This window comes from Enterobacter quasimori (genome assembly GCF_018597345.1).
Lineage (GTDB): Bacteria > Pseudomonadota > Gammaproteobacteria > Enterobacterales > Enterobacteriaceae > Enterobacter > Enterobacter mori.
Map to the genome: position 1 here is coordinate 1,396,142 of NZ_JAHEVU010000001.1, position 24,715 is coordinate 1,420,856.

Sequence of the window (24,715 nt, forward strand, 5' to 3'; positions counted from 1 at the left end):
TGGGAGAGGGCCGGGGTGAGGGCATCAAACCGCACTTACCCCAAATACTCAATCACCGACAGCCCACCGTTATAATCCGTGCTGTAAATAATCCCCTGCGCATCCACAAACACGTCGCACGACTGGATCACCTGCGGGCGATTCGGACGGGTATCCATCATTTTCTCCGGTGCCGCAGGCACCAGCGCGCCGGTTTCAACCGGACGATACGGATTGGAGATGTCATACGCGCGCACGCCCGCGTTCTGATACGTGGCAAAAATCAGCGTGGAGCTGACGAAGCTCCCCGGCCGGTTCTCGTGCAGGTTGTGCGGGCCGAAATGCGCGCCCTTCGCCACGTAGTCGATTTCATCCGGCTGTGGGAAGGTAGAGATGCTGACCGGGTTCGACGGCTCGCGGATATCAAACAGCCAGATGAGCTTCTCGCCGTCCTCCTGATTGTCGAGCACCGCTTCGTCCAGCACCACCAGCAGATCGCGGTCCGGCAGCGGCAGCGCGGTGTGCGTGCCGCCGCCAAACGGCGGGCTCCAGTTGCGGTGGCTAATCAGCTTAGGCTGGGTACGATCCTTCACGTCCAGCAGCGTCAGGCCGCCGTCGCGCCAGCTGCCGTAGGCGGTATCGCCGGCGATAATCGCGTGGTGCAGGGCGTAGCGTTTCCCTTCCGGCCAGTTCGGCTGTTCGCCTTCGGCCTGGTTCATTCCCGGCAGCCACCAGCGCCCTGCCACTTCGGGCCTACGCGGGTCCGCCAGATCGATGGTCAGAAAGATATAATCGGTAAAGCCGTCGATCAGCGCCGACACGTAGGCCCAGCGGCCGCCGACGTACCAGATACGGTGAATGCCAATCCCGTTCAGCGGCAGAAAGCCGATTTCGCGCGGCCTGTCCGGCGTGGAGATATCATACACGCGCAGCCCGGCGCTCCAGCCTTTGTCCTGCACGTCGCGGACGGTCTCCCCCACCTGGCGGGTGTAGTAGACCTTCTCGTCAGCAAAGCGGGCATCGGCAAACAGATCCCGGGCGTTGATGACCAGCAGCAGGTCATCATGCGCCTGCAGATGCACGTTCCAGGTGCCGGGCGGCGCGGGCACGTAGCCCGCCGCTTTCGGGTTCTTCGGGTCACGCACGTCGACCATCGAAAAGCCCTGCGACACCATATGGCCGATCCAGGCGAAACCGCGGTACACCATCAGCTGCACGCCGTCCGGGCGACCGCCCTGATCGCTATGGCCAATCAGCCGCATATTGCGGCTGTATTCGGGTTGAGGTAATGCAGACATAGTTGAGTCCTTTCGCCGGATGGCGGCTTCGCCTTATCCGGCCTACAACACCGTAGGCCCGGTAAGCGAAGCGCCACCGGGCATTATTTTGACCTGGCTTCCAGCGTCGCAAACCACGGCGCGATAAAATCTTCCGTCTGGCCCCAGCCCGGAATGATTTTCCCCAGCGACGCCACGTTCACCGCGCCCGGCTGGGCGGTCAGCAGCGCCTGCGGAATGGCCGCGGCTTTAAAATCGTAGGTCGCAGGCGTGGCTTCCCCGGCAATCTTGTTCGCCACCAGACGCACGTTGGTCGCGCCAATCAGCTTCGGATCCACCGCCACGCTCACCTTCCACGAACTGCCCGGCTCGCGCATCAGCTGCAGATCCTGGTTGGAGATGTCGATGCTGTAGAGCTTGATCTCGGTACGGCCGTTCTCTTTCAGCGCCTTATACGCGCCCTGGCTGAAGGCGTCCCAGGTGCCCCAGATGGCGTCGATCTTGCCTTTCGGGTATTTCGCCAGGATCGCGCCCACTTTGTTAGCGGTGTCGCCCTGCACGTCAGAGGAGACCGCGCCGATGGACTCCAGCTCTTTGATGTCCGGATACTGCTTTTGCAGTTCTTTATACGCCGCCTGACGACGCTCCATCGGCGGGAAGCCCGCCACCCACAGCTTGACGATATTGGCCTTGCCGTTGAAATCTTTCGCCAGCTGGCCGAAGGAGAGGTTGGTCAGGGAGGCATCGTCCTGCTGGGTCACGGTCACGCCCGGGATCTCACCGTTAACGGCGGTATCAAATACCGAGACTTTGATCCCGGCATCCACCGCTTTCTTCACCAGCGCGGTGGAGTAAGGGTCGCGCCCCTGGGAGAGAATAATCCCGTCATATTTCTGGCTGATCGCCTGGTTCACGAAGTCCTGGAATTTGGCATCGTCCCCGTTGCTTAAAAAGGTGCTGACCTTAAAGCCAAGCTTCTTCCCTTCCTGAATGGCCCCGGCAATAAACTGCGTGGTGTTGTCGTCTGAGCCAAGGTTACGGATCACCGCGATGCGGATCGGGCCGTCATGGTTGGCAATGGCCGCCGGAAGCGGCGCGGGCGTAGCCGCGAAGCCTGGCAGAGCCGTGAGCAACCCAAGTGCCACCAAAGAGAGTGCAATCTTTTTCATTTTTTATCCCGTTGTGTTGTCAGCGTTTTTGTATGTAGGTAATCGCCAGCGCTACCGCGAGCACCAGCCCTTTTATAATGTCCATGGCGTAGTACGGCACGGAGAGCATCACCAGTCCGTTTGACAGCACGCCGAGGATCACCGCCCCGACCAGCGTGCCCAGCGCGTTAGGCTTGCCGGACCCGGCCAGCGAGAAGCCAATCCACGCCGCCGCCACCGCATCCATCAGGTATCCGCCGCCCGCATTCACCTGCGACGAACCGATGCGCGAAGCCAGCAAAATCCCGCCCAGGCCCGCCAGCAGGGAGGCGATCACGTAGGCCGCCACCTTGTAGCGCGTAGTGCGAATGCCAGAGAGACGCGCGGCTTCGGGGTTGCCGCCGATGGCGTACATCCGGCGTCCGTGAGTGGTGAGCGACAGCCCCAGCTGCGCCAGAACCGTCACCACCAGCATGACGATCACAATCGTCGGCACCTGCCCCAGCAGGCTGAACGCCGCCGGAATGGTGCCTTCCGCCATGTCACCGCTCGGCAGCACCATGTTCTCGGTAATCGACCCGCCGTAGCTGTAGGTCATCGCCACGCCCTGGATCACAAACAGGCTGGCCAGCGTCGCGAGCATGTCCGGAATGCGCAGGATGACGATCAGAAAGGCGTTAAACAGCCCCACCAGCGTGCAGAGCGCGAGGGTGATCAGAATCGACTCGGTGGTGCCGAAGCCGTGCCAGACGAACAGGGAAATCACCAGCGCGTTCGCCAGCGACGCGGTAGACCCCACGGAGAGATCGAACCCGCCAATGGTCAGCGAGATCGACACGCCAACGGCAATCACCGTCACGATGGCAATTGAGCGCAGAATATTGATGATGTTGTTTGGATCGAGGAAGCTGTCCGACGCCAGGCCAAAAACGGCCACCAGCGCGACGACGGTTAACAGCATGCCCCACTTGTAGAGAAAATCGAAAATCTGCTGACGGCCAGACGCCGCCGCTGTCACTGAAAGGGCCTTGCTCACGACGCCGTTCCTCCGGTTGAATAATAAAGTAGTGTCTCTTCACGGGCCTCGGCTCCGGCGATTTCCGCCACGATGCGCCCGTCCCACAGCACGCAAATGCGGTCGCACAGCCCGACCAGTTCGGCAAACTCGCCGGAGGCGTAAATGACCCCTTTGCCCTCGCGCGCCAGGCCGTCAATCAGCTGGAACAGATCGGTTTTGGCCTTCACGTCCACGCCTTTGGTTGGCTCGTCGAAGATCAGCACGCTCGCGTCATTGCGCAGCCACTTGCCGATGGCGACCTTCTGCTGGTTGCCGCCGGAGAGACGTCGCAAAACCTGCCCGGGACCGCGGGCGCGCACGCCGACGCGGGTAATCACCTCCTCCGCCCAGCGCCACGCCTGACGATGGCCGAACAGGCTCCAGCGCGAGAAGCTGTTATCGGCGCACACGGCAAGGTTCATGCTCACCGGCTCGTCGATAAAAATGCCCTCTTTCCGCCGCTCCTCCGGCACCAGCGCCAGGCCGCGCAGCACCGAGTCGGCCGGGTCGCGCGGTTGCCAGGATTGGTGATTCAGCTCACCGCGCGCCACGCGGCTTTTGCTGGCGCCAAACAGCGCCTTGCAGAGTTCGGTTTTGCCCGCCCCCGCCAGCCCGGCAATCCCGAGAATTTCGCCCTTGCGCAGGTGCAGGGAGATATCTTTCAGCAGCGCGTCGTCATGCAGACCTTCCACCCGCAGCAGCGTTTCGTCGCCGTGCGGCGGCCGCGCGGGCGGGTAGATATCGCTCAGCACGTGGCCGAGCATCTTCTCGACGATCGCTTCACCGCTAAGATCGGCCATCGGGCCGGACTCGATCAGCTTGCCGTCGCGCAGCACCGTCAGGGTGTCGCAGATGGCCTTCAGCTCGTGAATGCGGTGGGAGATAAACACCACGCCGATGCCCTGCTGCTTTAACCGTCTCACCACCGCAAACAGGCGCTCGCTCTCGTGCGCGTCCAGCGGCGCGGTGGGCTCATCAAGAATCAAAAAACGGCAGTGGTGTGACAGGGCGCGCGCCAGCAAAATCTGCTGCTTTTCGGCAAGCGAACAGCTGTCGATGGAGCGGCGTACGTCCAGAGAAACGTCGAGCTGCGCCAGCGCCTGTCTCGCCTGCTGGCGGACCGCGCGCCAGTTGAAGCAATGCCCCGGCTGCGCCAGCTGGTCGAGCATGATGTTTTCGGCAATGCTCAACCCCGGGATCAGCGCTACGTCCACCTCCTGCTGCACGAGGTGGATCCCCAGCCGTTTGGCATCAAGCGGTTCGCGGATCGTCACCGGCTGGTTGTTAATGCTGATCTCACCCTCATAGTGGTTGTGCGTGCCGCACAGCACCGCCATCAGGGTCGATTTCCCCGCACCGTTGGCACCGGTTAGCGCATGTACGGATCCGCCGGTTAAGGTGAAATTCACGCGCGACAGCGCCTGAAAGCCGGAAAAGGCCAGGCTGATACCGCGCATTTCAAGGCGACTGGAAACCATCCGCGTAAATCCTTCATTACTCTTCTGATTTATCGAATTTTTCACAGCTCCGGTTGACTGACAACGACGGAAAAGGCATAAGATAAAGCGAAATATTATTAGCCATCCGGATGTCCAGACATAACATCGGGTTAGCGCTTGCTAAAAAAGGACAACACCATGAGCAACACCGATATCCGCGTCGTGCCTGGCCCGGCGAACTACTTCTCCCATCCCGGAAGCCTTGCGCGTCTGAACGACTTCTTTACCCCGGAACAGCTTTCACGCGCGGTGTGGATCTACGGCGAGCGCGCTATCGACGGCGCGCGCCCTTTCCTGCCGGAGAGCTTTCACGCGCCGGGGGCGAAACGCCTGCTGTTTAAAGGCCACTGCAGCGAGCGCGACGTCACCCATCTGGTGAACGAATCCGGCAGTGACGCCAGCGTGGTGATTGGCGTGGGCGGCGGTGCGGTGATAGATACCGTCAAGGCCGTAGCGCGTCGTCTGGGCGTGCCGTTCGTGGGCATCCCCACCGTTGCCGCCACCTGCGCGGCGTGGACCCCGCTCTCCGTCTGGTACAACGATGCCGGTCAGGCGCTGCATTTTGAGATCTTCGACGACGCCAACTTCCTGGTGCTGGTGGAGCCGCAGATCGTCCTTAACGCCCCGGCGGAATACCTGCTGGCGGGTATCGGCGATACGCTGGCGAAATGGTACGAAGCGGTGGTGTTGGCACCTGAGCCGGAGAACCTGCCGCTGACCGTGCGGCTGGGCATCAACGGCGCACTGGCGATCCGCGACGTGCTGCTGGAGCACAGTGAGGAAGCGCTGGCCGACCAGCAGCGCGGCGAACAGACGCAGGCGTTCCGGGACGTGGTGGATGCGATTATCGCCGGCGGCGGGATGGTCGGCGGTCTGGGCGAACGCTATACGCGCGTGGCGGCGGCGCATGCGGTGCACAACGGCTTAACCGTGCTGCCGCAGACGGAAAAATACCTCCACGGTACCAAGGTGGCCTACGGCATTCTGGTGCAGAGCGCCTTGCTCGGCCAGGACGACGTGCTGGCGCAGCTGGTGACGGCGTACCGGCGCTTTAACCTGCCGACCACGCTTCGCGAGCTGGACGTCGACATCAATAACCGGGAAGCGCTGGATAAGGTCATTGCCCACACCCTGCGCCCGGTGGAGTCGATTCACTATCTACCGGTTGCGTTAACGCCTGACGTTCTGCGCGCCGCGTTTGAGAAAGTGGAATCCTTCAGCCGTTAATCGCGCCGACAGGCTATACCTAATGATGATTCTTTCTACTCTTGCAACGAGGTCATCATGCAAATCGATTTAACAGGTAAAAAGGCGCTGGTTACCGGTGCCAGCCGCGGGTTGGGTCGTGCGATTGCCCTGTCGCTGGCGCGCGCCGGTGCCGATGTGATTATTACGTATGAAAAATCTGCCGATAAAGCCCAGGCGGTCGCCGATGAGATTAAGGCGCTGGGACGACACGGCGAAGCCGTGCAGGCGGACAGCGCCAGCGCGCAGGCGATCCAGGATGCCGTCACCCATGCGGCACGTTCCCTTGGCGGGCTGGACATTCTGGTCAACAACGCCGGGATCGCGCGCGGCGGCCCGCTGGAGTCCATGACGCTGGCGGACATCGACGCCCTTATCAACGTCAACATCCGCGGCGTGGTGATCGCCATTCAGGAAGCGCTGGTGCACATGTCCGACGGCGGGCGCATTATCAACATCGGCAGCTGTCTGGCAAACCGCGTGGCGATGCCGGGCATTGCCGTTTACTCGATGACGAAGTCCGCTCTTAACTCCCTCACCCGCGGTCTGGCCCGTGATTTAGGACCGCGCGGCATTACCGTCAACCTGGTGCACCCCGGCCCCACCAACAGCGATATGAACCCGGAAGACGGCGAACAGGCGGAAGCCCAGCGCCAGATGATTGCGGTCGGTCACTATGGCCAGCCGGAAGACATCGCGGCGGCGGTCACCTTCCTTGCCAGCCCGGCTGCCGGGCAGATCTCCGGTACCGGTCTCGATGTGGACGGTGGTTTGAACGCCTGATCGCACATTTCCTGCAAGCCTCTGTCGTCCGGCAGAGGCCTTCCCGAGCGCCCTCGACGGTTCCCGTTTTGCCGCTTTCTCCCGGTTTTTCTCCGCTCTACAGTACCCCATTAGAAATTCGGAATTTATCTAATAGTCTTATTATTTCCTTATATTTTGTGTGGGCGTACAGTGGAGGTACGGATGAAGATTGTCTGGTCCAATGGTGCAAAGAAGGCGTTTTCAAAGATTGACGAGCGGTATCAGCGACGCATTGAGGTAAAGCTTACTGAGCTGGATGACCGCTCGGCTCCCCGGCCCGATATCAAAAAATATCAGCGACAGAAGATCATTTCCGGCTACGCGTTGGCGATTACCGCATCATCTATACGCTTCGGGACGATCCCGATGACCATTGTTATGTTTTGGCCGTCAAGCGCAGAACTTCAACGACTTACCTGCATGAGGAGAGTGCCACCTATGGCTGTACAGCTAATCAAGGACGATAACGGGAAAACGCAGTACGCCGTTATTCCCTATCACGAATATTTTCGTATGCTCTTACAGATGTCAGAAATTGACGACGAAACCGATGACGATCTGGAGGATATTGAGGTCGAACACGATAGTCTGGATGACGTGGAATTGCCCGGAGAAGTGTGCAGCATCATGACCTGGCAGAACGTCAGCCTGCAGGCCGCATGGCGTATCCTGCGCGGGTTATCCCAGCAGGAGGTGGCGGATAAACTTGGCATCAGCCAGTCCGCCGTGTCACAGCTGGAAGCACTGGACTCCCGTCCGCAAAAGCGCACCCGTGAAAAGCTGGCGGCGATCTACGGCTGCAAGCAGGAGCAGATCAGCCTTTATCTGCCGAAAGAGGGTTAACAGCACTTCGCCCCGCCCTTGCCGCCGTAGCGGGCGTCCTGGCGGTCGCGGAAAAATTCTTCATAGGTCATTGGCGTCTGGTCCGGATGGTTGACGCGCATATGCTCGACGTAGTTGTCGTAGTCCGGCACGCCAATCATCATTTTGGCGGCCTGGCCCAGGTACTTACCTGCTTTGGAAAGGGTGTCGAACATGATTCTGATCTCACAGGGAATGTAGGCCGGGTAAGGCGAAGCCGCCACCCGGCACAAAGGTTAGTGCGCCCCTTTCGCCTGGGTCACAATCTCTTCCAGGTTTTCAGGCATCGGCTCGTAAGGCGTCTCTTTCGCCGTTGGCTTATCGTTTTTCAACGCCGCCAGCGCGGTCTTGAGAGAATACAACGCCAGCACCACGACCACCACCATAAAGAAGATAGTCAGCCCGGCGTCCAGACGGTTGTTAAACACCAGCTGCGACAGCTGCGACTCGGTGTACTGCGCCGGGATCTTACCGCTGTCGATCATCGCCTGGAACTTGTTGGCGATCGCCAGGAAGCCCACCTTGTTGTCCGGGCTGAAGGCTTTCTGCCAGCCCGCCGTCAGGGTACAAATCAGCAGCCATGCGGTTGGCACTAACGCCACCCAGGCGTAACGCTGGCGCTTCATCTTGAACAGCACCACCGCGCAGAGCATCAGCGCCATGCCTGCCAGCATCTGGTTGGCGATACCAAACAGCGGCCACAGGGTGTTAATCCCGCCCAGCGGATCGACCACGCCCTGATGCAGGAAGTAGCCCCACGCCAGCACGCACAGCGCCGTCGCCAGCAGGTTAGCCGGGAGCGAATCGGTACGCTTCAGGTTCGGGGAGATGACGCCCAGCAGGTCCTGGAGCATAAAGCGCGCCGCACGGGTTCCTGCGTCCACCGCGGTCAGGATAAACAGCGCCTCGAACAGGATGGCGAAGTGATACCAGAACGAGACGTCCATCAGCCCGCCCAGCGCGCCGTGCAGGATGTAGGCCATGCCGACCGCCAGCGTTGGCGCACCGCCCGCACGGGAGATAATCGACTGCTCGCCCACCTCATTAGCAATGTGCGTTAGCGTTTCAGGGGTAATGGCAAAGCCCCAGCCGCTCACCACCTGCGCGGCGGATGCCACCACGTCAACGGTTCCGGCAGGCGCCAGCACCGCCATCGGGCTGTTCATCGCGAAGTACACGCCCGGGTCGATGATACAGGCCGAGACCAGCGCCATGATGGCGACGAAGGACTCCATCAGCATGCCGCCGTAGCCGATCAGGCAGGCCTGATTTTCATTCGCCAGCATCTTCGGCGTCGTCCCGGAGGCGATCAGCGCGTGGAAGCCGGACACCGCACCGCAGGCGATGGTGATAAACAGGAACGGGAACAGGTTACCGGTCCAGACCGGGCCGGTACCGTCGATAAATTTGGTCAGCGCAGGCATGGTCAGGGTCGGACGCATAATCAAAATGCCGATCGCCAGCCCGACGATGGTGCCGATTTTCAGGAAGGTAGAAAGGTAGTCACGCGGGGCCAGCAGCAGCCACACCGGCAGCACCGCCGCCACAAAGCCGTAGCCCACCAGCATCCAGGTCAGCTGCACGCCGGTAAAGTCGAAGAACGGTGCCCAGGTCGGGCTTTCCGCCACCCAGCCGCCGGAGATAATAGCGAACACCAGGAACACCAGACCAATCACCGACACTTCACCAATGCGCCCCGGGCGCAGATAGCGGATGTAGATCCCCATAAACAGCGCCAGCGGGATGGTAAAGGCAACGGTATAGGTTCCCCACGGGCTGTGGGTCAGCGCTTTCACCACGATCATCGCCAGCACCGCGAGGATGATCACCATGATCATAAAGGTCGCCACCAGCGCAATCACCCCGGCGGTGGCCCCCATTTCCTCTTTCACCAGCTCGCCCAGCGAACGCCCGTCGCGGCGGGTGGAGACGAACAGCACCATAAAGTCCTGCACCGCGCCCGCCAGCACCACGCCCGCGAGGATCCAGATCATCCCCGGCAGGTAGCCCATCTGCGCCGCCAGCACCGGCCCCACCAGCGGGCCCGCGCCGGCAATTGCCGCAAAGTGGTGACCGAACAGCACTTTTTTATCGGTCGGCACGTAGTCCAGACCGTCGTTATGGCGGACGGCAGGGGTCATGCGCGTGGCATCTACCCCTAATACGTTCTTCGCGATATAGCGGCCATAAAAACGGTACGCGATCAGATAAATGCAGACGGAGGCGACAACGATCCAGAGCGCGTTGATCTGTTCCCCCCGGTTGAGGGCGATATAGCCCAGGGCAAAGGCTCCCACAACGGAGAGCCCTGCCCACGTAAGGTATTTCCCTGAGTTGTTCATAGTTGTTATCCGTTGTTGTGAAACAGTGAGATGTTACATTTTGTTTCTAGAACAACCGGAAAAATTTAACAACTTTGAAACGCAATAATGCGTGGTCAAACCAGAGATTTACACCACAGTGTTAAGCCGATCACTTTCAGCTGAATGACTTACCCCAACACCATTGTACTCAACCGGCAGGTACAGCACCGCCGCCCCTGCTCGTCGAACACCACGATCTCCCAGCACTGGCTCGAACGACCCAGATGCAGCGGCTGGCACACGCCGCGCACTTTCCCCTGCGACACCGCCCGATGGTGCGTGGCGTTCAGCTCCGTGCCTACCACGTTCTGCCCGTCGCGGGTCATCAGAAAACCGGCCATTGAGCCCAGCGTTTCCGCCAGCGCCGCCGACGCGCCGCCGTGCAGCAGGCCAAACGGCTGGTGGGTGCGCGCATCCACCGGCATCTCCGCTTCCAGCGTGTCGTCACCGATACGGGTATAGACGATGCCGAGATGCGCCACCAGGGTGTTCAGGCTGGTGGCGTTCAGCTCCTCGAGCGATAAATGACGTTTCCAGATCATCTTACGCCCCCAGCGTGGAGCCGCCGTCCACCACGATATCCTGCAGGGTGATATGGCTGGCGGCATCGGAGGCAAGGAACAGCACCGTGCTGGCAATCTCCTGCGGGCGGGCGATTTTGCCGAGCGGAATGCCGAGCTTGAACTGCTCGCCGAAGCCGCGGATGCGCTGCTGCTCCGCATCGTCGCTTTTCCACAGGGTGCGCTGCATGTCGGTGTCCGTTGAGCCCGGCGACACCAGGTTACAGCGCACGCCGCTGACCGCCAGCTCCAGCCCGACGGTCAGGGCCAGGCTTTTCAGCGCCGCTTTCGATGCGCCATAGGCGCTCATGCCGATGCGCGGCGTGTGCGCCGCGTCGGACGCTACGGTGACAATCGCCCCGCCCTGCTGACGGCGGAACTGGCACATCGTCTGCTGGAACAGATTGAACGCGCCGCCGACGTTGACCGCGAAGGTCTGCTGCCAGTCCTCCTGCGAGAGCTGGTCCGTTGCCCCCATGCGCAGAATACCCGCCGCGTTGACCAGCACGTCCAGACGCTCAAGGGTATTAAGCAAACGGCCACACACATCGCTGACCTGAGCAAAATCCGCCACGTCCAGCCTTTCGATGGCAAACGGATAATCTTCCTGCGGGAAGGCCAGATCGAACCCGGTCACCTGCGCGCCGGCTTCGGCGAACGCCAGCGCCGTCGCGTAGCCAATCCCCTTCCCCGCGCCCGTCACCCAGACGGTTTTACCGGTGAAATCCAGTCCCATCACTTCACCTCGCGGGAAAGCAGCGCCCACCAGGCGTCGATTGTTGGATTTTTTGCCAGCATCACGAAGTCGATATCGCCGTGTACTTTGCGCCAGCGGGCGGCCAGCGCCATCATGCGTACCGAGTCCAGGCCGTAGTCGATCAGGTTTTCGTCATCCATCGGCTCGTCGGACTCGTCCAGCAGCGGCAGGATCAGCTCGCGCAGCGCGGCCTTCGATGCCGGAATGGACGGCAGCAGCTCGTCGGTCATCACCACGCGGCCCGAGCGTCCGGCCACATAGTTCAGCGACATCAGGTGTTCGTCGCGGGTGAAATCCGCCAGCGCGTCGGCAATAAAGAACGGCTTGATGTCGCGCATAAAGGCATCGGTGGCGGTGGTCATGCAGCCGATGTGGGCATAAACGCCGGTAATCAGCAGCTGGTTGCGGCCCGTCTCTTTCAGCATCTGCTCCAGCGGCGAGCGGTGAAACGCGCTGTAGCGCCACTTCACCAGCACCGTGTCCGCTTCGTCCGGCGTCAGTTCACTGACGATGCGCTGCTGCTCCGGCGAGCGGGTCAGGCCCGGTCCCCACATGTCGTTCAGCAGGGCGCGGTCTTCATCGCTCTGCTCTTTCGGCTGGGCGGTGTAGTACACCGGAATATTGTGCGCTTTGCAGAAGTCGCGCAGTCTGGCGATATTCGCCACCACCTGCTGCATCATCGCGCTATTTTCGCCCCAGAAGTTCAGGAAATACTCCTGCATATCGTGGATCAGCAGCGCGGCACGCTCGGGCTCAAAAGCCCAGTTTACTTTATTCGTCGGCAGCTCTGCGGCGGTCGGCAGCGCGTAAGCGGTTAATTTTGGAATGGCCATACTCTGTTCCTCAGCCCCGGGCGCGTTCAGCAAGCCACAGGCGCAACTGTTTCTTATCGACTTTGCCGACCGGCGTTAGCGGGAGCGCATCCACGCTCTCCACGCGGTCCGGCAGCTTGAATTCGGCAACGCCCTGCTCGCGCAGGAAGCGGCGCACCTCGACCGCGCGCAGCGGCTGTTTCACCACCAGATACGCGCAGCTTTTTTCGCCCAGCAGGCTGTCCTCCATGCTCACCAGCGCGGCGTGGATCACCGCCTCGTGGCGCAGCAGCAGGTTTTCGATCTCTTCGGCGGCGATCTTCTCGCCGCCGCGGTTGATCTGATCCTTCTCGCGCCCCTGTACGGTAATGTAGCCCTGCTCGTCAATGGCGATCAGATCCCCGGAGCAGTAAAAGCCGTCGGCGTCGAAGGCGCTGGCGTTGTGTTCCGGGCTGTTGAAATAGCCGCGGAAGGTGTACGGCCCGCGCGTCATCAGACGCCCGACTTCCCCGCGCGGCAGCGGGTTGCCGTGCTCGTCCGCCACCCACACTTCGTCGTCCGGGCACATCGGGCGGCCCTGGGTGTTGATGATGCGCTCCGGCGCGTCGTCGAGCGCGGTGTAGTTCACCAGCCCTTCCGCCATGCCGAACACCTGCTGAAGCTGGCAGCCGATTTCCGCCGGAATGCGCGCCGCGAGCGTGGCGGAGAGGCGCGCGCCGCCCACCTGCAGCAGCTTGAGGGATGTGAGCTGCGCATTTCCCGCGCCGTCGGCAATCGCCTGCAGCCAGAGGCTCACCGCCGGGGGCACCAGCGAGGTGACGTTGATCTGATGCCGTTCAATCAGCGGGAAGCAGAGCGTGGCGCTCGGATCGTTCGCCAGCACCACGCAGCCGCCCGCGGTGAAGACGCCCAGCGAGCCAGGCGAACTCATGGCGTAGTTATGCGCCGCGGGGAGCGCGTTCAGATAGCGCGTCTCGGCGGTAATGCCGCAGATCTCGTTGCTGCGGCGGATGCTGTAGTCGTAATCGTTATGCGTGCGCGGGATCAGCTTCGGCGTGCCGGTGCTGCCGCCGGAGAGCTGGAAAAACGCCACCTCGTCGGCGGGCGTCGGGTTCGGGATGAAATTATCGGCCGGACGCGCAATCGCCGCTTCCAGGGCGTGTTCGCCCCTATCACCGCGCAGGAGTACGACGCGTACCGAACGGTGCGCATCCACAAAGGCGTTGAGAAAATCATCGCCCGCGAACAGCGCGTGGTCGCGATCGGCAATCAGCACGGCGGGTTTGATCTGCTCAGCGTAGGCGTTCAGCTCGCTGCGCTGGTGGCTAAAGAGCGCGTTGACCGGCGCGACGCCGATTTGCAGCAGCGCAAAGAAGGTAATGTAGAACTCGGCCACGTTGCCGAGCTGCACCAGCGCGGTCTCGCCGCGGTGCAGCCCCTGCGCCTGAAGGGCAGACGCCAGGTTGTTCACCGCCTGATTAAACGCGCGGTAGGTGATATGCCGTTCGCCGTCGATAATCGCTACCGCATCGCTGTCCGCACGATCCGTCAGGATGTGGGTCAGCGGCAGATCCTGCCAGTAGCCTTTTTCGCGGTAGCGGCGGGCAAATTCCTCAGGCCAGCGGGTAAAAGGGATGGTCATGAGTATTCCTTAGTGCAAACCAAAAACGTTGAGCATGGTGGAAAGCTTTACACCCGTCTCGCGCCACTCGCCCACCGGGGAGGAGGCAGGCACAATGCCCGCACCGGCAAACAGGCGAACGCTATTTTTATGCAGACGCGCGCAGCGGATAGTCACCACCCACTCGCCGTTGCCTTCGCTGTCGCACCAGCCGACGATGCCGCCGAACAGCTCGCGGTCGAACGGCTCCAGCTCGGCGATCAGTTCTTTCGCCGCCTGATGCGGGAAACCGCTCAGGGCAGGCGTCGGGTGCAGCAGACAGGCCAGCGTCAGGGCGTTTTCATTTTCACGCGCCTCGCCTTCTACCGGCGTAGCCAGATGCCACAGCGTCGGCGTGGTAATCAGCTGAGGCGAATCCGGCATGCTGAGATGGTGGCTGCGCGGTGCCAGAATGGCCTTCATTGCCTGGGTCACCAGGTCGTGCTCGTGACGGTCCTTTTCGGAGGCCAGCAGCTTATTGCCCGCTTCGCGATCTAATACGTCGTCCGGCTGACGACGCGCCGAGCCCGCCAGCGGCAGCGAGCTAAAGTGCGCGCCCTCTTTGCGCAGCAGCAGCTCCGGACTCGCACCGAGCAGCACGCCGCCGTCTTCCAGCGGCACGTGGAAGTTAAAGCTCGCCGGATTCTGAGCGATAAGACGCTCCATCAGCGCACCGCTATCAATGTTGTTATCGGTCGCGATATCAATCAGACGCGACAGCACGACCTTGTTCACCTGCGGCGTGGCGGTGAGCGCCGCGGCGCGGGCGACCATCTCTTCAAACACGGGCTGCGGAGGGATCTCGGTACGCTTTTCAATATTCAGTGACTGCGCACCGGATAAATAGCGTGAAGACTGCTGACGCGCCGGGCGAGAAAACGTCTGCCAGCGTTCGGGAATAAACAGCGACGACGGCTTGCGGGTATCGAACGGGATTGCCCCTACCATGACCGGATGGGCAATGCCGCTGGCCTTCGCGTTCTGGAAAGACTGGGCTAATTGCTGCTGGAAGCGGCCTGCCGGATCGTCGCCGCCAACGGCGGATTCAGAAAAGCGGGCAAAGCAGCCGGACGTGGTAAAACTGCGGTAAGGCGACATAAAGAAAAAGCTGTCTGATTGCAGCGTGGTCGCGGTGTGCTGAACTTCCTCAGCCAGGGACGTATCCATATCATCCTCCTCAAAATGATAAAAGAAGCAATAATGATTATCATTTATATTTTCGTCGGCTAACCTAATCCCACAGCGCCCCGCTGTCAACCGTCGGTCAAATAACTTGTGCGACAAACGCTTGCATCCCTTCCCGGCAATCATGAAAATGAGAAGCATTAACTTCAACGATAACAGGATGCCGCTCAGTGAAATTCCCTGCCCTTTGCCGTAATGCCTTTCTTGTAACAGGCCTTTTTGTTTTAGGACTAACCTCAGCGACCGCCGCCGACTGGCCGCGCCAGGTGACCGACAGCCGCGGCGTGCATACCCTTGAGAGCAAACCGACGCGCATTGTCTCCACCAGCGTGACCTTAACCGGCTCCCTGCTGGCGATAGACGCGCCGGTCGTCGCCAGTGGTGCGACCACGCCGAACAACCGCGTGGCGGATGGACAGGGCTTCCTGCGCCAGTGGGGTGATATCGCGAAGCAGCGCAAGCTGGCCCGGCTGTACATCGGCGAGCCCAGCGCTGAAGCGGTCGCCGCGCAAATGCCGGATCTGATTTTGATCAGCGCCACCGGCGGGGATTCCGCACTGGCGCTGTACGATCAGCTCTCCGCCATCGCCCCGACGCTTATCATCAACTATGACGACAAGAGCTGGCAGGCGCTGCTAACCCAGCTGGGCACCCTCACCGGACAGGAAAAGCAGGCCGCAGAGCGCATTGCCGCGTTTGATAAACAGCTCGCGCAGGTGAAACAGCAGATGAGGCTGCCGCCGCAGCCGGTGAATGCCGTCGTCTACACCGCCGCCGCGCACAGCGCCAACCTGTGGACCGCGGAATCCGCGCAGGGCAAGCTGCTGTACCAGCTGGGCTTTGCGCTGGCGGAGCTGCCTGCCGGATTGCAGACCTCCAAAAGCCAGGGCAAACGCCACGACATCATTCAGTTAGGTGGAGAAAACCTGGCGGCGGGGCTGAACGGCGAAGGGCTGTTCGTGTTTGCGGGCGACCAGAAAGACGTCGACGCGATTTACGCCAACCCGCTGCTGGCGCATCTGCCGTCGGTGAAGAACAAACGGGTTTGGGCATTGGGAACGGAGACGTTCCGCCTGGATTATTACAGCGCGATGTTGGTGTTGCAGCGTTTAGAGGCAATTTTCGGGTAATGCCTGCGCCCGGTGGCGCTTCGCTTACCGGGCCTACGGGTGCAAAATGTAGGCCGGGTAAGGCGCAGCCGCCACCCGGCAAATCACACCGGGGCACTCTCCTGCCTGAACCGCCGCAATTCCACCAACGCCACGAACAAAATCCCACCAACCATCGCTAACGCAAACCCGCTGCTGCTCGCCGCCGCCGCCGGGGTCATTATCGCCCCCAGACCGCCGAGGATCGCCGCGCCAATCGCATCACCCGTCACGTTCTGCGCCGTCCACAGGCCGTTGATGCGCCCGAGCATCCCTTCCGGCGTCTGGGTCTGGATCAGGGTGTACTGCAAAAGCGAGCTGATGGCGCTCAGCCAGCCGAAAATCACCAGACACAGCACCCCGAGCGCCCACACCGGCATCAGGCTAAAGAAGCCGATGGCGATAAACGACGCCAGCGTGGCAAGCAGCATAATCAGCCCCGGTCGCGCGCTCTGCGCCAGGTTGCCGCTGGTCAGCGCCCCGCAGGCCGCGCCGAGCGGAATGGCGGCGTACAGCACGCCAATTTCCGAGGCGCTCATTTGCCACTCTCCCGCTAATGCCGGATAGAGCACGCGCACGGCGCTCGCCATCGTCAGCAGGCCGCCGAGCAGCGCAATGCCGCCAATCAGCGGGTTGCTGAACAGAAAACGAATAGCGGCCATCAGCGATTTTAGCGGATGCTCGCGCGGCTGCGGCGGAGGCGGCAGCAGCGGCAGGCGCAGCAGCGTCAGCGTGGTGATGAAGGTTCCCGCCGCCGCCAGCCCGTAGTTCCACGCCACGTTGCCGGTTGCCAGCAGCAGGCCACCCACCATCGGCGAAATCACCGAGCCGAGGCGCACGGTGAGCATGGTGATCGCCCCCGCCTGCATCAGGTTCTCGCGCCCGACCAGCGCGGGCGTCGCCGCCAGCAGCGCCGTCACGCCCAGCGAGGCGAAGAAACCGTCCCACAGCCCCAGGGCATAAATCGCGATCAGCGACGGCTCCGGCAGCATGGCGTTCAGACACAGCCCGATAAAGCCCACGCCGCAGGTGCCGCGCGCCAGCAGGATCAGCTTCTTACGCTCGTAGCGGTCCGCCAGCACGCCGCCGACCATCAGGCCGATGAACATCGCCCCGCCGGTTAAGGTCACCGATAACCCCACCAGCCAGCTGGAGTGCGTCAGGGTCTGGATCTGTACCGGCACGGCCACGCCGAGCAGCCCGAGGGACAAAATGGAGATAAAGCGAGCGATAAATACGGCGCGATACGCCGGGTGCGTTTTCAGCAGGCTGAGGTTGAGCAGCCAGGATTTTTGATTCATGACAAAGCCTTGAGTCTATTTCTACCCATTCCATGGGCGCACATGCTAACATAGCCAAATAAGATAGATAACGATAATCACTATCATTATCAAATCATGGATGTTGCTATGTCGTTTTCCTCTTCTGCGGTGCGCGCCGTTGCCGTGCCCGTTTTATTGCTGCTATTAAGCCTGGCGATTGCACTCAGCCTGCTGGTTGGCGCGAAGCCTCTGCCCGCGTCCGTTATCGTTGATGCGCTCTCCGGTACCTGCCAGAGCGCCGACTGCGTCATTGTGCTCGACGCCCGCCTGCCCCGCACCCTTGCCGGACTGCTGGCCGGTGGCGCGCTCGGCCTTGCCGGTGCCCTGATGCAAACCCTCACTCGTAACCCGCTGGCCGACCCCGGCATTCTCGGCGTGAACTCCGGCGCCAGCTTTGCCATCGTGCTGGGTGCGGCGCTGTTCGGGTTGACCTCTCCGTCCGAGCAGCTGGTGATGGCCTTCTGCGGCGCGCTGGCCGCCTCGCTGGTGGTGGCCTTTACCGGCAGCCAGGGCGGCGGGCAGCTGAGCCCGGTACGCCTGACGCTGGCGGGCGTGGCGCTCGCGGCAGTGCTGGAAGGCTTGTCCAACGGCATCGCCCTGCTCAACCCGGACGTTTACGACCAGCTGCGCTTCTGGCAGGCCGGTTCGCTGGATATCCGCACTCTTGAAACGCTGAAAGTGGTGGCGATCCCGGTGATGATTGCCGCTGCCGTGGCGCTGTTTTTAAGCCGGTCGCTCAACAGCCTGAGCCTCGGCAGCGACACCGCGACTGCCCTCGGCAACCGGGTGGCGCGCACGCAGCTGATTGGTCTGCTCACTATCACCGTGCTGTGCGGCAGCGCGACCGCGGTGGTCGGCCCCATTGCCTTCATCGGCCTGATGATGCCGCACATGGCGCGCTGGCTGGTAGGGGCGGATCACCGCTGGTCGCTGCCGGTGACGCTGCTGGCCACCCCTGCCCTGCTGCTTTTTGCCGACGTGCTGGGCCGGCTGCTGGTGCCCGGCGAGCTGCGCGTCTCGGTGGTCAGCGCCTTTATCGGCGCGCCGGTGCTGATCTTCCTGGTACGCCGCAGACGCGGAGGTGGCGCATGATGGCCCCGTCCCGGCGTTTAGTCGCCTGCGTCTCCCTGCTGGTTATCGCCATTCTGCTACTGGCAACGTGGAGCCTCAGAAGCGGCGCGGTGACGCTCGATTTCACCCAGGTGTTTAACGCCCTCACCGGCAGCGCGCCGCGCAATATCACCCTGGTTGTCACCGAATGGCGATTGCCGCGCGTGGCGATGGCGATCCTGGTGGGCGCGGCGCTCGGCGTCAGCGGCGCGATTTTCCAGTCGCTGATGCGCAACCCACTCGGCAGCCCGGACGTGATGGGCCTCAACACCGGGGCCTGGAGCGGCGTGCTGGTGGCGATGGTGCTGTTTGGTCAGCACCTGACGGCGATTACCTTTACGGCGATGGCGGGCGGCATTCTGACGTCATTACTGATCTGGGCGCTGGCCTGGCGCAACGGTATCGACACCTTCCGTCTGATCATCATCGGGATCGGCATCCGCGCCATGCTGATGGCCTTTAACACCTGGCTTTTACTGCAGGCCTCGCTGGAAACGGCGCTTTCCGCCGGGCTGTGGTACGCGGGCTCCCTCAACGGCCTGACGTGGAGTAAAACCTGGCCCGCGGCACCGCTGATTGTGCTGATGTTTATCGGCGCGCTGCTGCTGGTACGGCGCATGCGGCTGCTGGAGATGGGCGACGACAGCGCCTGCGCGCTGGGGGTGGGCGTCGAGCGCTCGCGCCTGATGCTGATGCTGGTCGCCGTACTGCTGACCGCCGCCTCCACCGCCATCGCCGGGCCGATATCGTTTATCGCGCTTGTCGCGCCGCATATCGCGCGACGTCTTAGCGGAACGGCGCGCTGGGGCTTGACCCAGGCGGCGCTGTGCGGCGCGCTGCTGCTGCTGGCCGCCGATCTCTGCGCCCAGCGGCTGTTTATGCCTTACCAGCTTCCGGTGGGCGTGGTGACCGTCAGCCTCGGCGGCATTTACCTTATCGTCTTGCTCGTTCAGGAGTCACGCAAGAAATGACAGACTTCGCATCCCGCTTGCGCGGCGAAAATCTCACCCTCGGCTACGGCAAAAAAATCATTGCCCGCGACCTGTCCGTCGCCATTCCGGACGGCCATTTCACGGCAATTATCGGGCCGAACGGCTGCGGCAAATCGACCCTGCTGCGCACGCTGAGCCGCCTGATGACGCCTGCTGAAGGCAGCGTGTTCCTCGATGGGGAGCAGATCCAGCGTTTCGCCAGCAAAGAGGTGGCGCGGCGCATCGGGCTGCTGGCGCAAAACGCCACCACACCGGGAGACATCACGGTACAGGAGCTGGTCTCGCGCGGGCGCTATCCGCACCAGCCGCTGTTCACCCGCTGGCGTAAAGAGGATGACGAGGCGGTGAACCGCGCGATGCAGGCGACGGGGATTACCGATCTGGCCCAGCAGAGCGTGGACACCCTTTCCGGCGGGCAGCGCCAGCGCGCGTGGATTGCGATGGTGCTGGCGCAGGAGACCTCCATCATGCTGCTGGACGAGCCGACGACCTGGCTCGACATCAGCCATCAGATTGATCTGCTGGAGCTGCTGAGCGAGCTGAACCGCACGCAGGGCTATACCCTGGCAGCGGTGTTGCACGATTTAAACCAGGCGTGCCGCTACGCCACGCATTTGATTGCGCTACGCGACGGCGAGATTGTGGCGCAGGGCGCGCCGAAAGAGATTGTGACGCCGGATCTGATCGAGCGGATCTACGGCATGCGCTGCATGATAATTGACGACCCGGTGGCGGGTACGCCTCTGGTGGTGCCGCTTGGAAAGCGTGCGGTCTGATGCCCTCACCCCGGCCCTCTCCCACAGGGAGAGGGAGCAAACCATCCCCTCTCCCTGTGGGAGAGGGTTAGGGTGAGGGGCTTTAAACGTTACCCCAATATCTCCTTCAACACCGGTCCTATCTTTTCAAACGCCTGCGGTGAAATGATATCCACGTGGGCGCAGTCCTGGCTGTACACCTCAAGCTCCGCCACCCACGGCGCCCAGGCGGCCTGCGGATCCATCGTTCGCGTGCGCTCGGCGACGAACAGCGTCGCTTTGCCGTCAAAGCGCGCGCTGTGCGCCGTGGTGAGCAGCCGCACCGCGTCGGCGTAGTTGCCCTCGATGGCATTAAACAGCTCGCTGGAGCCCTGCCCCTGCTGGGCGGCGATAAACGCCTGTCGCTCGCGCTCGATTTCCGCCAGCACCGCCGGGTCAAGGCCGTTGGCCTCTTTCTCCGCCCAGTTCTGGGTTTCCGGCGGCCAGGTGTCCAGCAGGCCGAGGAAGGCCACCTCTTCACCCTGCTCGCGCAGACGGGCGGCAATCCCCTGCGCCAGCGTGCCGCCGAGGGAATAGCCGAACAGGTAATACGGCCCCTGCGGCTGCTGCATACGCAGCGTATTCAGATGATGCTCAATCACTCCATCCAGATCCGCACGCTGCTGCATCGCCCCGTCCGGGCGCGGTGACTGAATGCCCATGATAGACCAGCGCGGGCTGAGGTAGCGCGCCAGGACGCTAAACTGCCAGGCAAAGCCGGACGCCGGATGGAAGCAGAACAGCGTCGGGCCGTCACCCTCACGCAACGGCAGCAGGGTTTCATACCCCAGACGCTGCGCCTGCTCGTCGCTCATGTGCGAGTCCAGCAGTACGCTAAGCTTTCTCACCGTGGAGGCGACCATAATCTGCCCCGGCGTAACCTTGCGCTCGAACGCGCGGCTAAGCTGCGCGGCCAGGCGCATCGCCAGCAGCGAGTGGCCGCCGAGGGCAAAGAAATCGGCCTCAATGTCGTTCACCTCGCAGCCCAGCAGCGCGGCAAAAGCCTGCGCGACGGCGATTTCGGATTCGCTTTCCGGCGCACGTCCGGAGGTTTTACTCGTCAGCTCCGGCAGCGGCAGCGCCTTGCGGTCAAGCTTCCCGTTCGCACTGAGCGGCAGCGCGCTGATTTGCAGCAGCACCACCGGTACCATATGCGGCGGCAGCTGGGCCTTGAGCGATTCCAGCAGCGCGTCGCGATCCAGCGGTAAGCCGGATTCAGAAACCACGTACCCCACCAGCTGGCGGGCATCGCCGCCCGTTGCCGCCGCCTGGTTGAAGACGCAGGCGTGGGCCACGGCCTGGGCCACGTCCGGCAGCGACAGCATCGCCCGGTCGATCTCGCCCAGCTCGATGCGCTGGCCGCGGATTTTGAGCTGGTCGTCGCTGCGGCCCAGATATTCCACCGCGCCGTTGTCCAGCCAGCGGGCAACGTCTCCGGTGCGGTACATTCGCTCGCCCGGCGCAAACGGGTCGGCGATAAAGCGGCTGGCGGTGAGATCGGGGCGTCCCAGATACCCCTGCGCCAGCTGAATGCCGGTGAGGTAGAGATCGCCCGCCACGCCGAACGGCACCGGGCGCATCATCGCGTCAAGGATGCGCAGCCCCGTGTTCCACACCGGGAAGCCGATCGGCACGCTGTTGCCCTCCACCGCCGCCAGCTCGGGGCCAAACGCCGGATACCAGCTCACGTCCACCGCCGCTTCGGTTGGGCCATAGAGGTTGTGCAGCGGCGCATGGGTTAACTGCTCCCACTCGCGGCACAGTTCGGTCGGCAGCGCTTCGCCGCTGCAGAACACCTGCTTAAGGGTTTTACAGCACGCAACGTTTTCCGGCGTCAGCGAGGCAACAAACGCCGCCAGCATCGACGGCACGAAGTGGGTGGTGGTCACGCCGTACCGGGTGAAGAAGCTCTGCATCGCCTGGGGATCGCGGTGCGCGTCCGGCTCGGCCATCACCAGCTTCGCCCCGGCGATAAACGGCCACCAGAACTCCCACACCGACACGTCAAAGCTGCACGGCGTTTTCTGCGCCACCACGTCATGCGCCGCCAGAGGATAATGATCCTGCATCCACTTCAGGCGGTTAACGATGGCGGTATGGCCGACCATGACCCCTTTCGGGCGCCCCGTCGAACCGGAGGTAAAGATGATATACGCCGTCTGCTCCGGCGTCGCCAGCCGCAGCGGCTCAGCACCCGCGGTCGGTAACAGTGTGTTGTAACTAAACGTCGTAATCGGCAGATAGCTAAAGCGCGGGAGCTGCTCGTCGGTGGTGATGAGCAGGGACGGCTTCGCGTCCTCGAGCATCATCCGCAGGCGGTCGTCCGGGTAGCCGGTATCCAGCGGCAGCCACGCGGCACCGGCTTCGACGATGCCGTGCAGCGCCAGCGTCAGGAACACCGAGCGCGGCAGGGCCACCGCCACGCTGTCGCCCGGCTTCACGCCGCGCGCGCGCAGCAGGTTTGCCAGCGCGATGACCTGCTCGCGCATCTGGCGATAGTTCAGCTCAACGTGCGCGTCCGCCAGCGCGGGGGCGTCCGGCGTTTTGCTCGCCTGCTCCGCCACGAGATCCGCGAGCGTAGTAGACGGCAGCGCCAGTCCGGTATCGTTGATGCGCGCCAGTTGCTGATACTCCTGATCTGAAACGGTTTCCACTTCGCCGCAGCGCAGGTCCGGATTAGCCGCAAACTGCAGCAGCATCGCGTTCAGGCGCGCGACGTGGCGGGCGAGCGTCGCCTCATCGTAACGCTGCTTATTGGCGAGGATCTCAATGCTCAACCCGCCCTGCTCGTCCGGGAACAGCGCCAGCTCCAGATCGTTCACCGGGCCGGTCGCCAGCGTGTGGGTGATGGCCTCCACGCCGTCGATATCCAGCTGGTAGTCGAACACTTTCACGTTCAGCACCGGGCCAAACAGCGCTTCGTCACCCGCCGCTTTCCCGCTGTCGCGCACGATCTGCTCGGCGTCGTAGCGCTGATGGCGGCGCATTTTTTTCAGCTGGTTCGCCAGGCGCAGCGCCAGCTCCGGCAGGCTCTCCTGCGGATCGATATTGACCGCCAGCGGCAGGACGTTAAGCACCGGCCCGGTCGCGGTGAGCGCCGCGGAACCCATGCGGCGCATAAAGATAAACCCGGCGGCGTAGTCCAGCCGTCCGGTCAGGCGGCCCAGCCACAGCGCTACCAGCGCAAGGGCCAGGTCGGTACGCTGCGCCTGCCCTGCCGCCTGTGCAAGCTGGCTGAAGGCGCGGCCGTCGGCGGCGATTTTCAGGCGCAGGATATCCGTTGTCGCGGCTCGGCCCGGCAGCGGCGTGGAGGAGAGCGAGACCGGAGAAGGCAGTTCCTTGCGCTGCTCTGCCCAGAACGCGCCGTCGCGCTGGTACGCCTCGCTGTCGCGATAGCGCTGGTACTCGTCCACCACCTCTTCAAACGGCGTAAACGGAGATGCGGGCGTCGTTTCGCCCTTTTTCCACGCGGCGTAAATCGCGGCAATCTGGCGGGTAATGGCCGGGAAGCTGAAGCCATCCACCACCAGATGGTGATAGCGCTGATACCAGTACCAGTGGCGTTCCCCCACCTGAATCAGCTGATGAAACGCCAGCGGCTGCCCGCTCTCGACGCGCAGATTCTGGTTAAGATCGGCCTCCATCAGCGCCACGGCGGCGTCGTGAGAGGTAACGCGAACGATGGACGGCTCCGGCAGGATCGTGGACTCGTCCACCCACTGCCACACCTCACCGTTTTCTTCTGCAAAACGCATGCGCAGGGTATCGGCCTGCATCATGCCTTCAGCAATCGCTTTTGCCAGCAATGGCGCGTCAACGTCGCCTTTCAGTTCGGTGTAGTGCGCCACGCTCCAGGCGTTTGGCAGGGAGGACAGCTGCTCCGCCATCCAGATACCCGGCTGGGCGGCGACGAGAGGAAGACGGTTCATGCGCTTCCCTCCGCAAAATGGGACGGGACAAGCGTTTGCCAATGCCCGGCAAGCCACAGCTGGCACGCCTCCTGGGACTGCGGCTCGCAAACAACGCGCCAGCCTGCGGGCAGTTCGCACTGCTGCGGCCACAGGCTGTACTGCCCCTGGTCGTTTTGCAGAATGGCGAACTGTCCCTGCGGATTATCGAAAGGATTGCTGAATTCCATACAG

Annotated in this window: 21 protein-coding genes and 1 pseudogene; 8 read left to right on the forward strand and 14 right to left on the reverse strand. The window is 62.5% G+C overall.

Annotated elements, in window-relative coordinates; translation table 11 throughout:
- Positions 1 to 35: 35 nt before the first annotated feature.
- The 4 genes from KK102_RS06740 to KK102_RS06755 all read right to left on the reverse strand — a co-directional run bounded on the left by KK102_RS06740 (position 36) and on the right by KK102_RS06755 (position 4,939).
- Positions 36 to 1,277, reverse strand: a complete 1,242-nt coding sequence (locus KK102_RS06740; RefSeq protein ID WP_216357234.1) for an LVIVD repeat-containing protein — start codon at positions 1,275 to 1,277, stop codon at positions 36 to 38.
- 83 nt (positions 1,278 to 1,360) lie between these two features.
- A complete protein-coding gene (locus KK102_RS06745) occupies positions 1,361 to 2,425 on the reverse strand; it encodes a sugar ABC transporter substrate-binding protein (protein WP_010428467.1) in 1,065 nt (354 codons plus the stop codon).
- 19 nt (positions 2,426 to 2,444) lie between these two features.
- Positions 2,445 to 3,440, reverse strand: coding sequence for an ABC transporter permease (locus KK102_RS06750; protein WP_126544130.1), 996 nt, complete (start codon positions 3,438 to 3,440; stop codon positions 2,445 to 2,447).
- A complete protein-coding gene (locus tag KK102_RS06755) occupies positions 3,437 to 4,939 on the reverse strand; it encodes a sugar ABC transporter ATP-binding protein (RefSeq protein ID WP_126544129.1) in 1,503 nt (500 codons plus the stop codon). The genes KK102_RS06750 and KK102_RS06755 overlap by 4 nt, the downstream gene beginning before the upstream one ends.
- Positions 4,940 to 5,098: 159 nt before the next feature.
- Here KK102_RS06755 and KK102_RS06760 point away from each other — a divergent pair, with 159 nt between their 5' ends.
- From KK102_RS06760 to KK102_RS06775, 4 genes and pseudogenes are all read left to right on the forward strand, one after another.
- A complete protein-coding gene (locus KK102_RS06760) occupies positions 5,099 to 6,187 on the forward strand; it encodes an oxidoreductase (protein ID WP_126544128.1) in 1,089 nt (362 codons plus the stop codon).
- 57 nt (positions 6,188 to 6,244) lie between these two features.
- A complete protein-coding gene (locus tag KK102_RS06765; protein WP_126544127.1) occupies positions 6,245 to 6,988 on the forward strand; it encodes an SDR family NAD(P)-dependent oxidoreductase in 744 nt (247 codons plus the stop codon).
- 183 nt (positions 6,989 to 7,171) lie between these two features.
- Positions 7,172 to 7,476: pseudogene (locus tag KK102_RS06770) on the forward strand (type II toxin-antitoxin system RelE family toxin).
- Positions 7,448 to 7,852: a helix-turn-helix domain-containing protein gene (locus KK102_RS06775; protein WP_032649598.1), complete on the forward strand. Its 405-nt coding sequence runs from the start codon at positions 7,448 to 7,450 to the stop codon at positions 7,850 to 7,852. The pseudogene KK102_RS06770 and the gene KK102_RS06775 overlap by 29 nt, the downstream one beginning before the upstream one ends.
- Here KK102_RS06775 and KK102_RS06780 read toward each other — a convergent pair.
- The 7 genes from KK102_RS06780 to entC all read right to left on the reverse strand — a co-directional run bounded on the left by KK102_RS06780 (position 7,849) and on the right by entC (position 15,189).
- Complete coding sequence (locus KK102_RS06780) at positions 7,849 to 8,046, reverse strand: YbdD/YjiX family protein (RefSeq protein ID WP_006809671.1); 198 nt, start codon at positions 8,044 to 8,046, stop codon at positions 7,849 to 7,851. The two genes, KK102_RS06775 and KK102_RS06780, sit on opposite strands and share 4 nt — an antisense overlap.
- A 60-nt stretch (positions 8,047 to 8,106) precedes the next feature.
- Complete coding sequence (gene cstA, locus KK102_RS06785; protein WP_126544124.1) at positions 8,107 to 10,212, reverse strand: pyruvate/proton symporter CstA; 2,106 nt, start codon at positions 10,210 to 10,212, stop codon at positions 8,107 to 8,109.
- 149 nt (positions 10,213 to 10,361) lie between these two features.
- Positions 10,362 to 10,775 carry a proofreading thioesterase EntH gene (gene entH / locus KK102_RS06790; protein WP_126544123.1) on the reverse strand — a complete coding sequence of 138 codons (414 nt, stop codon included), beginning with the start codon at positions 10,773 to 10,775 and terminating at the stop codon, positions 10,362 to 10,364.
- Position 10,776: 1 nt separating this feature from the next.
- Positions 10,777 to 11,523 carry a 2,3-dihydro-2,3-dihydroxybenzoate dehydrogenase EntA gene (entA, locus tag KK102_RS06795; protein WP_216357365.1) on the reverse strand — a complete coding sequence of 249 codons (747 nt, stop codon included), beginning with the start codon at positions 11,521 to 11,523 and terminating at the stop codon, positions 10,777 to 10,779.
- Positions 11,524 to 11,528: 5 nt separating this feature from the next.
- Positions 11,529 to 12,383: an isochorismatase gene (locus KK102_RS06800; RefSeq protein ID WP_126544121.1), complete on the reverse strand. Its 855-nt coding sequence runs from the start codon at positions 12,381 to 12,383 to the stop codon at positions 11,529 to 11,531.
- 10 nt (positions 12,384 to 12,393) lie between these two features.
- A complete protein-coding gene (gene entE / locus KK102_RS06805; protein ID WP_216357235.1) occupies positions 12,394 to 14,004 on the reverse strand; it encodes a (2,3-dihydroxybenzoyl)adenylate synthase EntE in 1,611 nt (536 codons plus the stop codon).
- 9 nt (positions 14,005 to 14,013) lie between these two features.
- Positions 14,014 to 15,189: an isochorismate synthase EntC gene (gene entC / locus KK102_RS06810; RefSeq protein ID WP_216357236.1), complete on the reverse strand. Its 1,176-nt coding sequence runs from the start codon at positions 15,187 to 15,189 to the stop codon at positions 14,014 to 14,016.
- A 188-nt stretch (positions 15,190 to 15,377) separates the two neighbouring features.
- Here entC and fepB point away from each other — a divergent pair, with 188 nt between their 5' ends.
- On the forward strand, positions 15,378 to 16,337 hold the full coding sequence (gene fepB / locus KK102_RS06815) for a Fe2+-enterobactin ABC transporter substrate-binding protein (RefSeq protein ID WP_216357237.1): 960 nt from the start codon (positions 15,378 to 15,380) through the stop codon (positions 16,335 to 16,337).
- 83 nt (positions 16,338 to 16,420) lie between these two features.
- Here the strand turns inward: fepB and entS are convergent, their stop codons facing one another.
- Positions 16,421 to 17,656, reverse strand: coding sequence for an enterobactin transporter EntS (gene entS / locus KK102_RS06820; protein ID WP_126544117.1), 1,236 nt, complete (start codon positions 17,654 to 17,656; stop codon positions 16,421 to 16,423).
- A gap of 108 nt (positions 17,657 to 17,764) precedes the next feature.
- Between entS and fepD the strand changes: the two genes are divergently transcribed.
- Genes fepD through fepC form a run of 3 tightly spaced genes read left to right on the forward strand, consistent with a single transcriptional unit; the run spans position 17,765 to position 20,555 of the window.
- Complete coding sequence (fepD, locus tag KK102_RS06825) at positions 17,765 to 18,769, forward strand: Fe(3+)-siderophore ABC transporter permease (protein ID WP_216357238.1); 1,005 nt, start codon at positions 17,765 to 17,767, stop codon at positions 18,767 to 18,769.
- Positions 18,766 to 19,758 (forward strand): iron-enterobactin ABC transporter permease, encoded by a 993-nt coding sequence (fepG, locus tag KK102_RS06830; protein ID WP_216357239.1) that lies wholly within the window; start codon positions 18,766 to 18,768, stop codon positions 19,756 to 19,758. Before fepD ends, fepG begins: the two co-directional genes overlap by 4 nt.
- Complete coding sequence (fepC, locus tag KK102_RS06835; RefSeq protein WP_216357240.1) at positions 19,755 to 20,555, forward strand: iron-enterobactin ABC transporter ATP-binding protein; 801 nt, start codon at positions 19,755 to 19,757, stop codon at positions 20,553 to 20,555. Before fepG ends, fepC begins: the two co-directional genes overlap by 4 nt.
- Positions 20,556 to 20,644: 89 nt before the next feature.
- Here the strand turns inward: fepC and entF are convergent, their stop codons facing one another.
- Together entF and KK102_RS06845 are read right to left on the reverse strand one after the other, a co-directional pair.
- Positions 20,645 to 24,502: an enterobactin non-ribosomal peptide synthetase EntF gene (gene entF, locus KK102_RS06840; protein ID WP_216357241.1), complete on the reverse strand. Its 3,858-nt coding sequence runs from the start codon at positions 24,500 to 24,502 to the stop codon at positions 20,645 to 20,647.
- Entirely contained in the window at positions 24,499 to 24,711 is a 213-nt protein-coding gene (locus KK102_RS06845; protein ID WP_126544112.1) for an MbtH family protein, read from the reverse strand. Before KK102_RS06845 ends, entF begins: the two co-directional genes overlap by 4 nt.
- Positions 24,712 to 24,715: the final 4 nt, after the last annotated feature.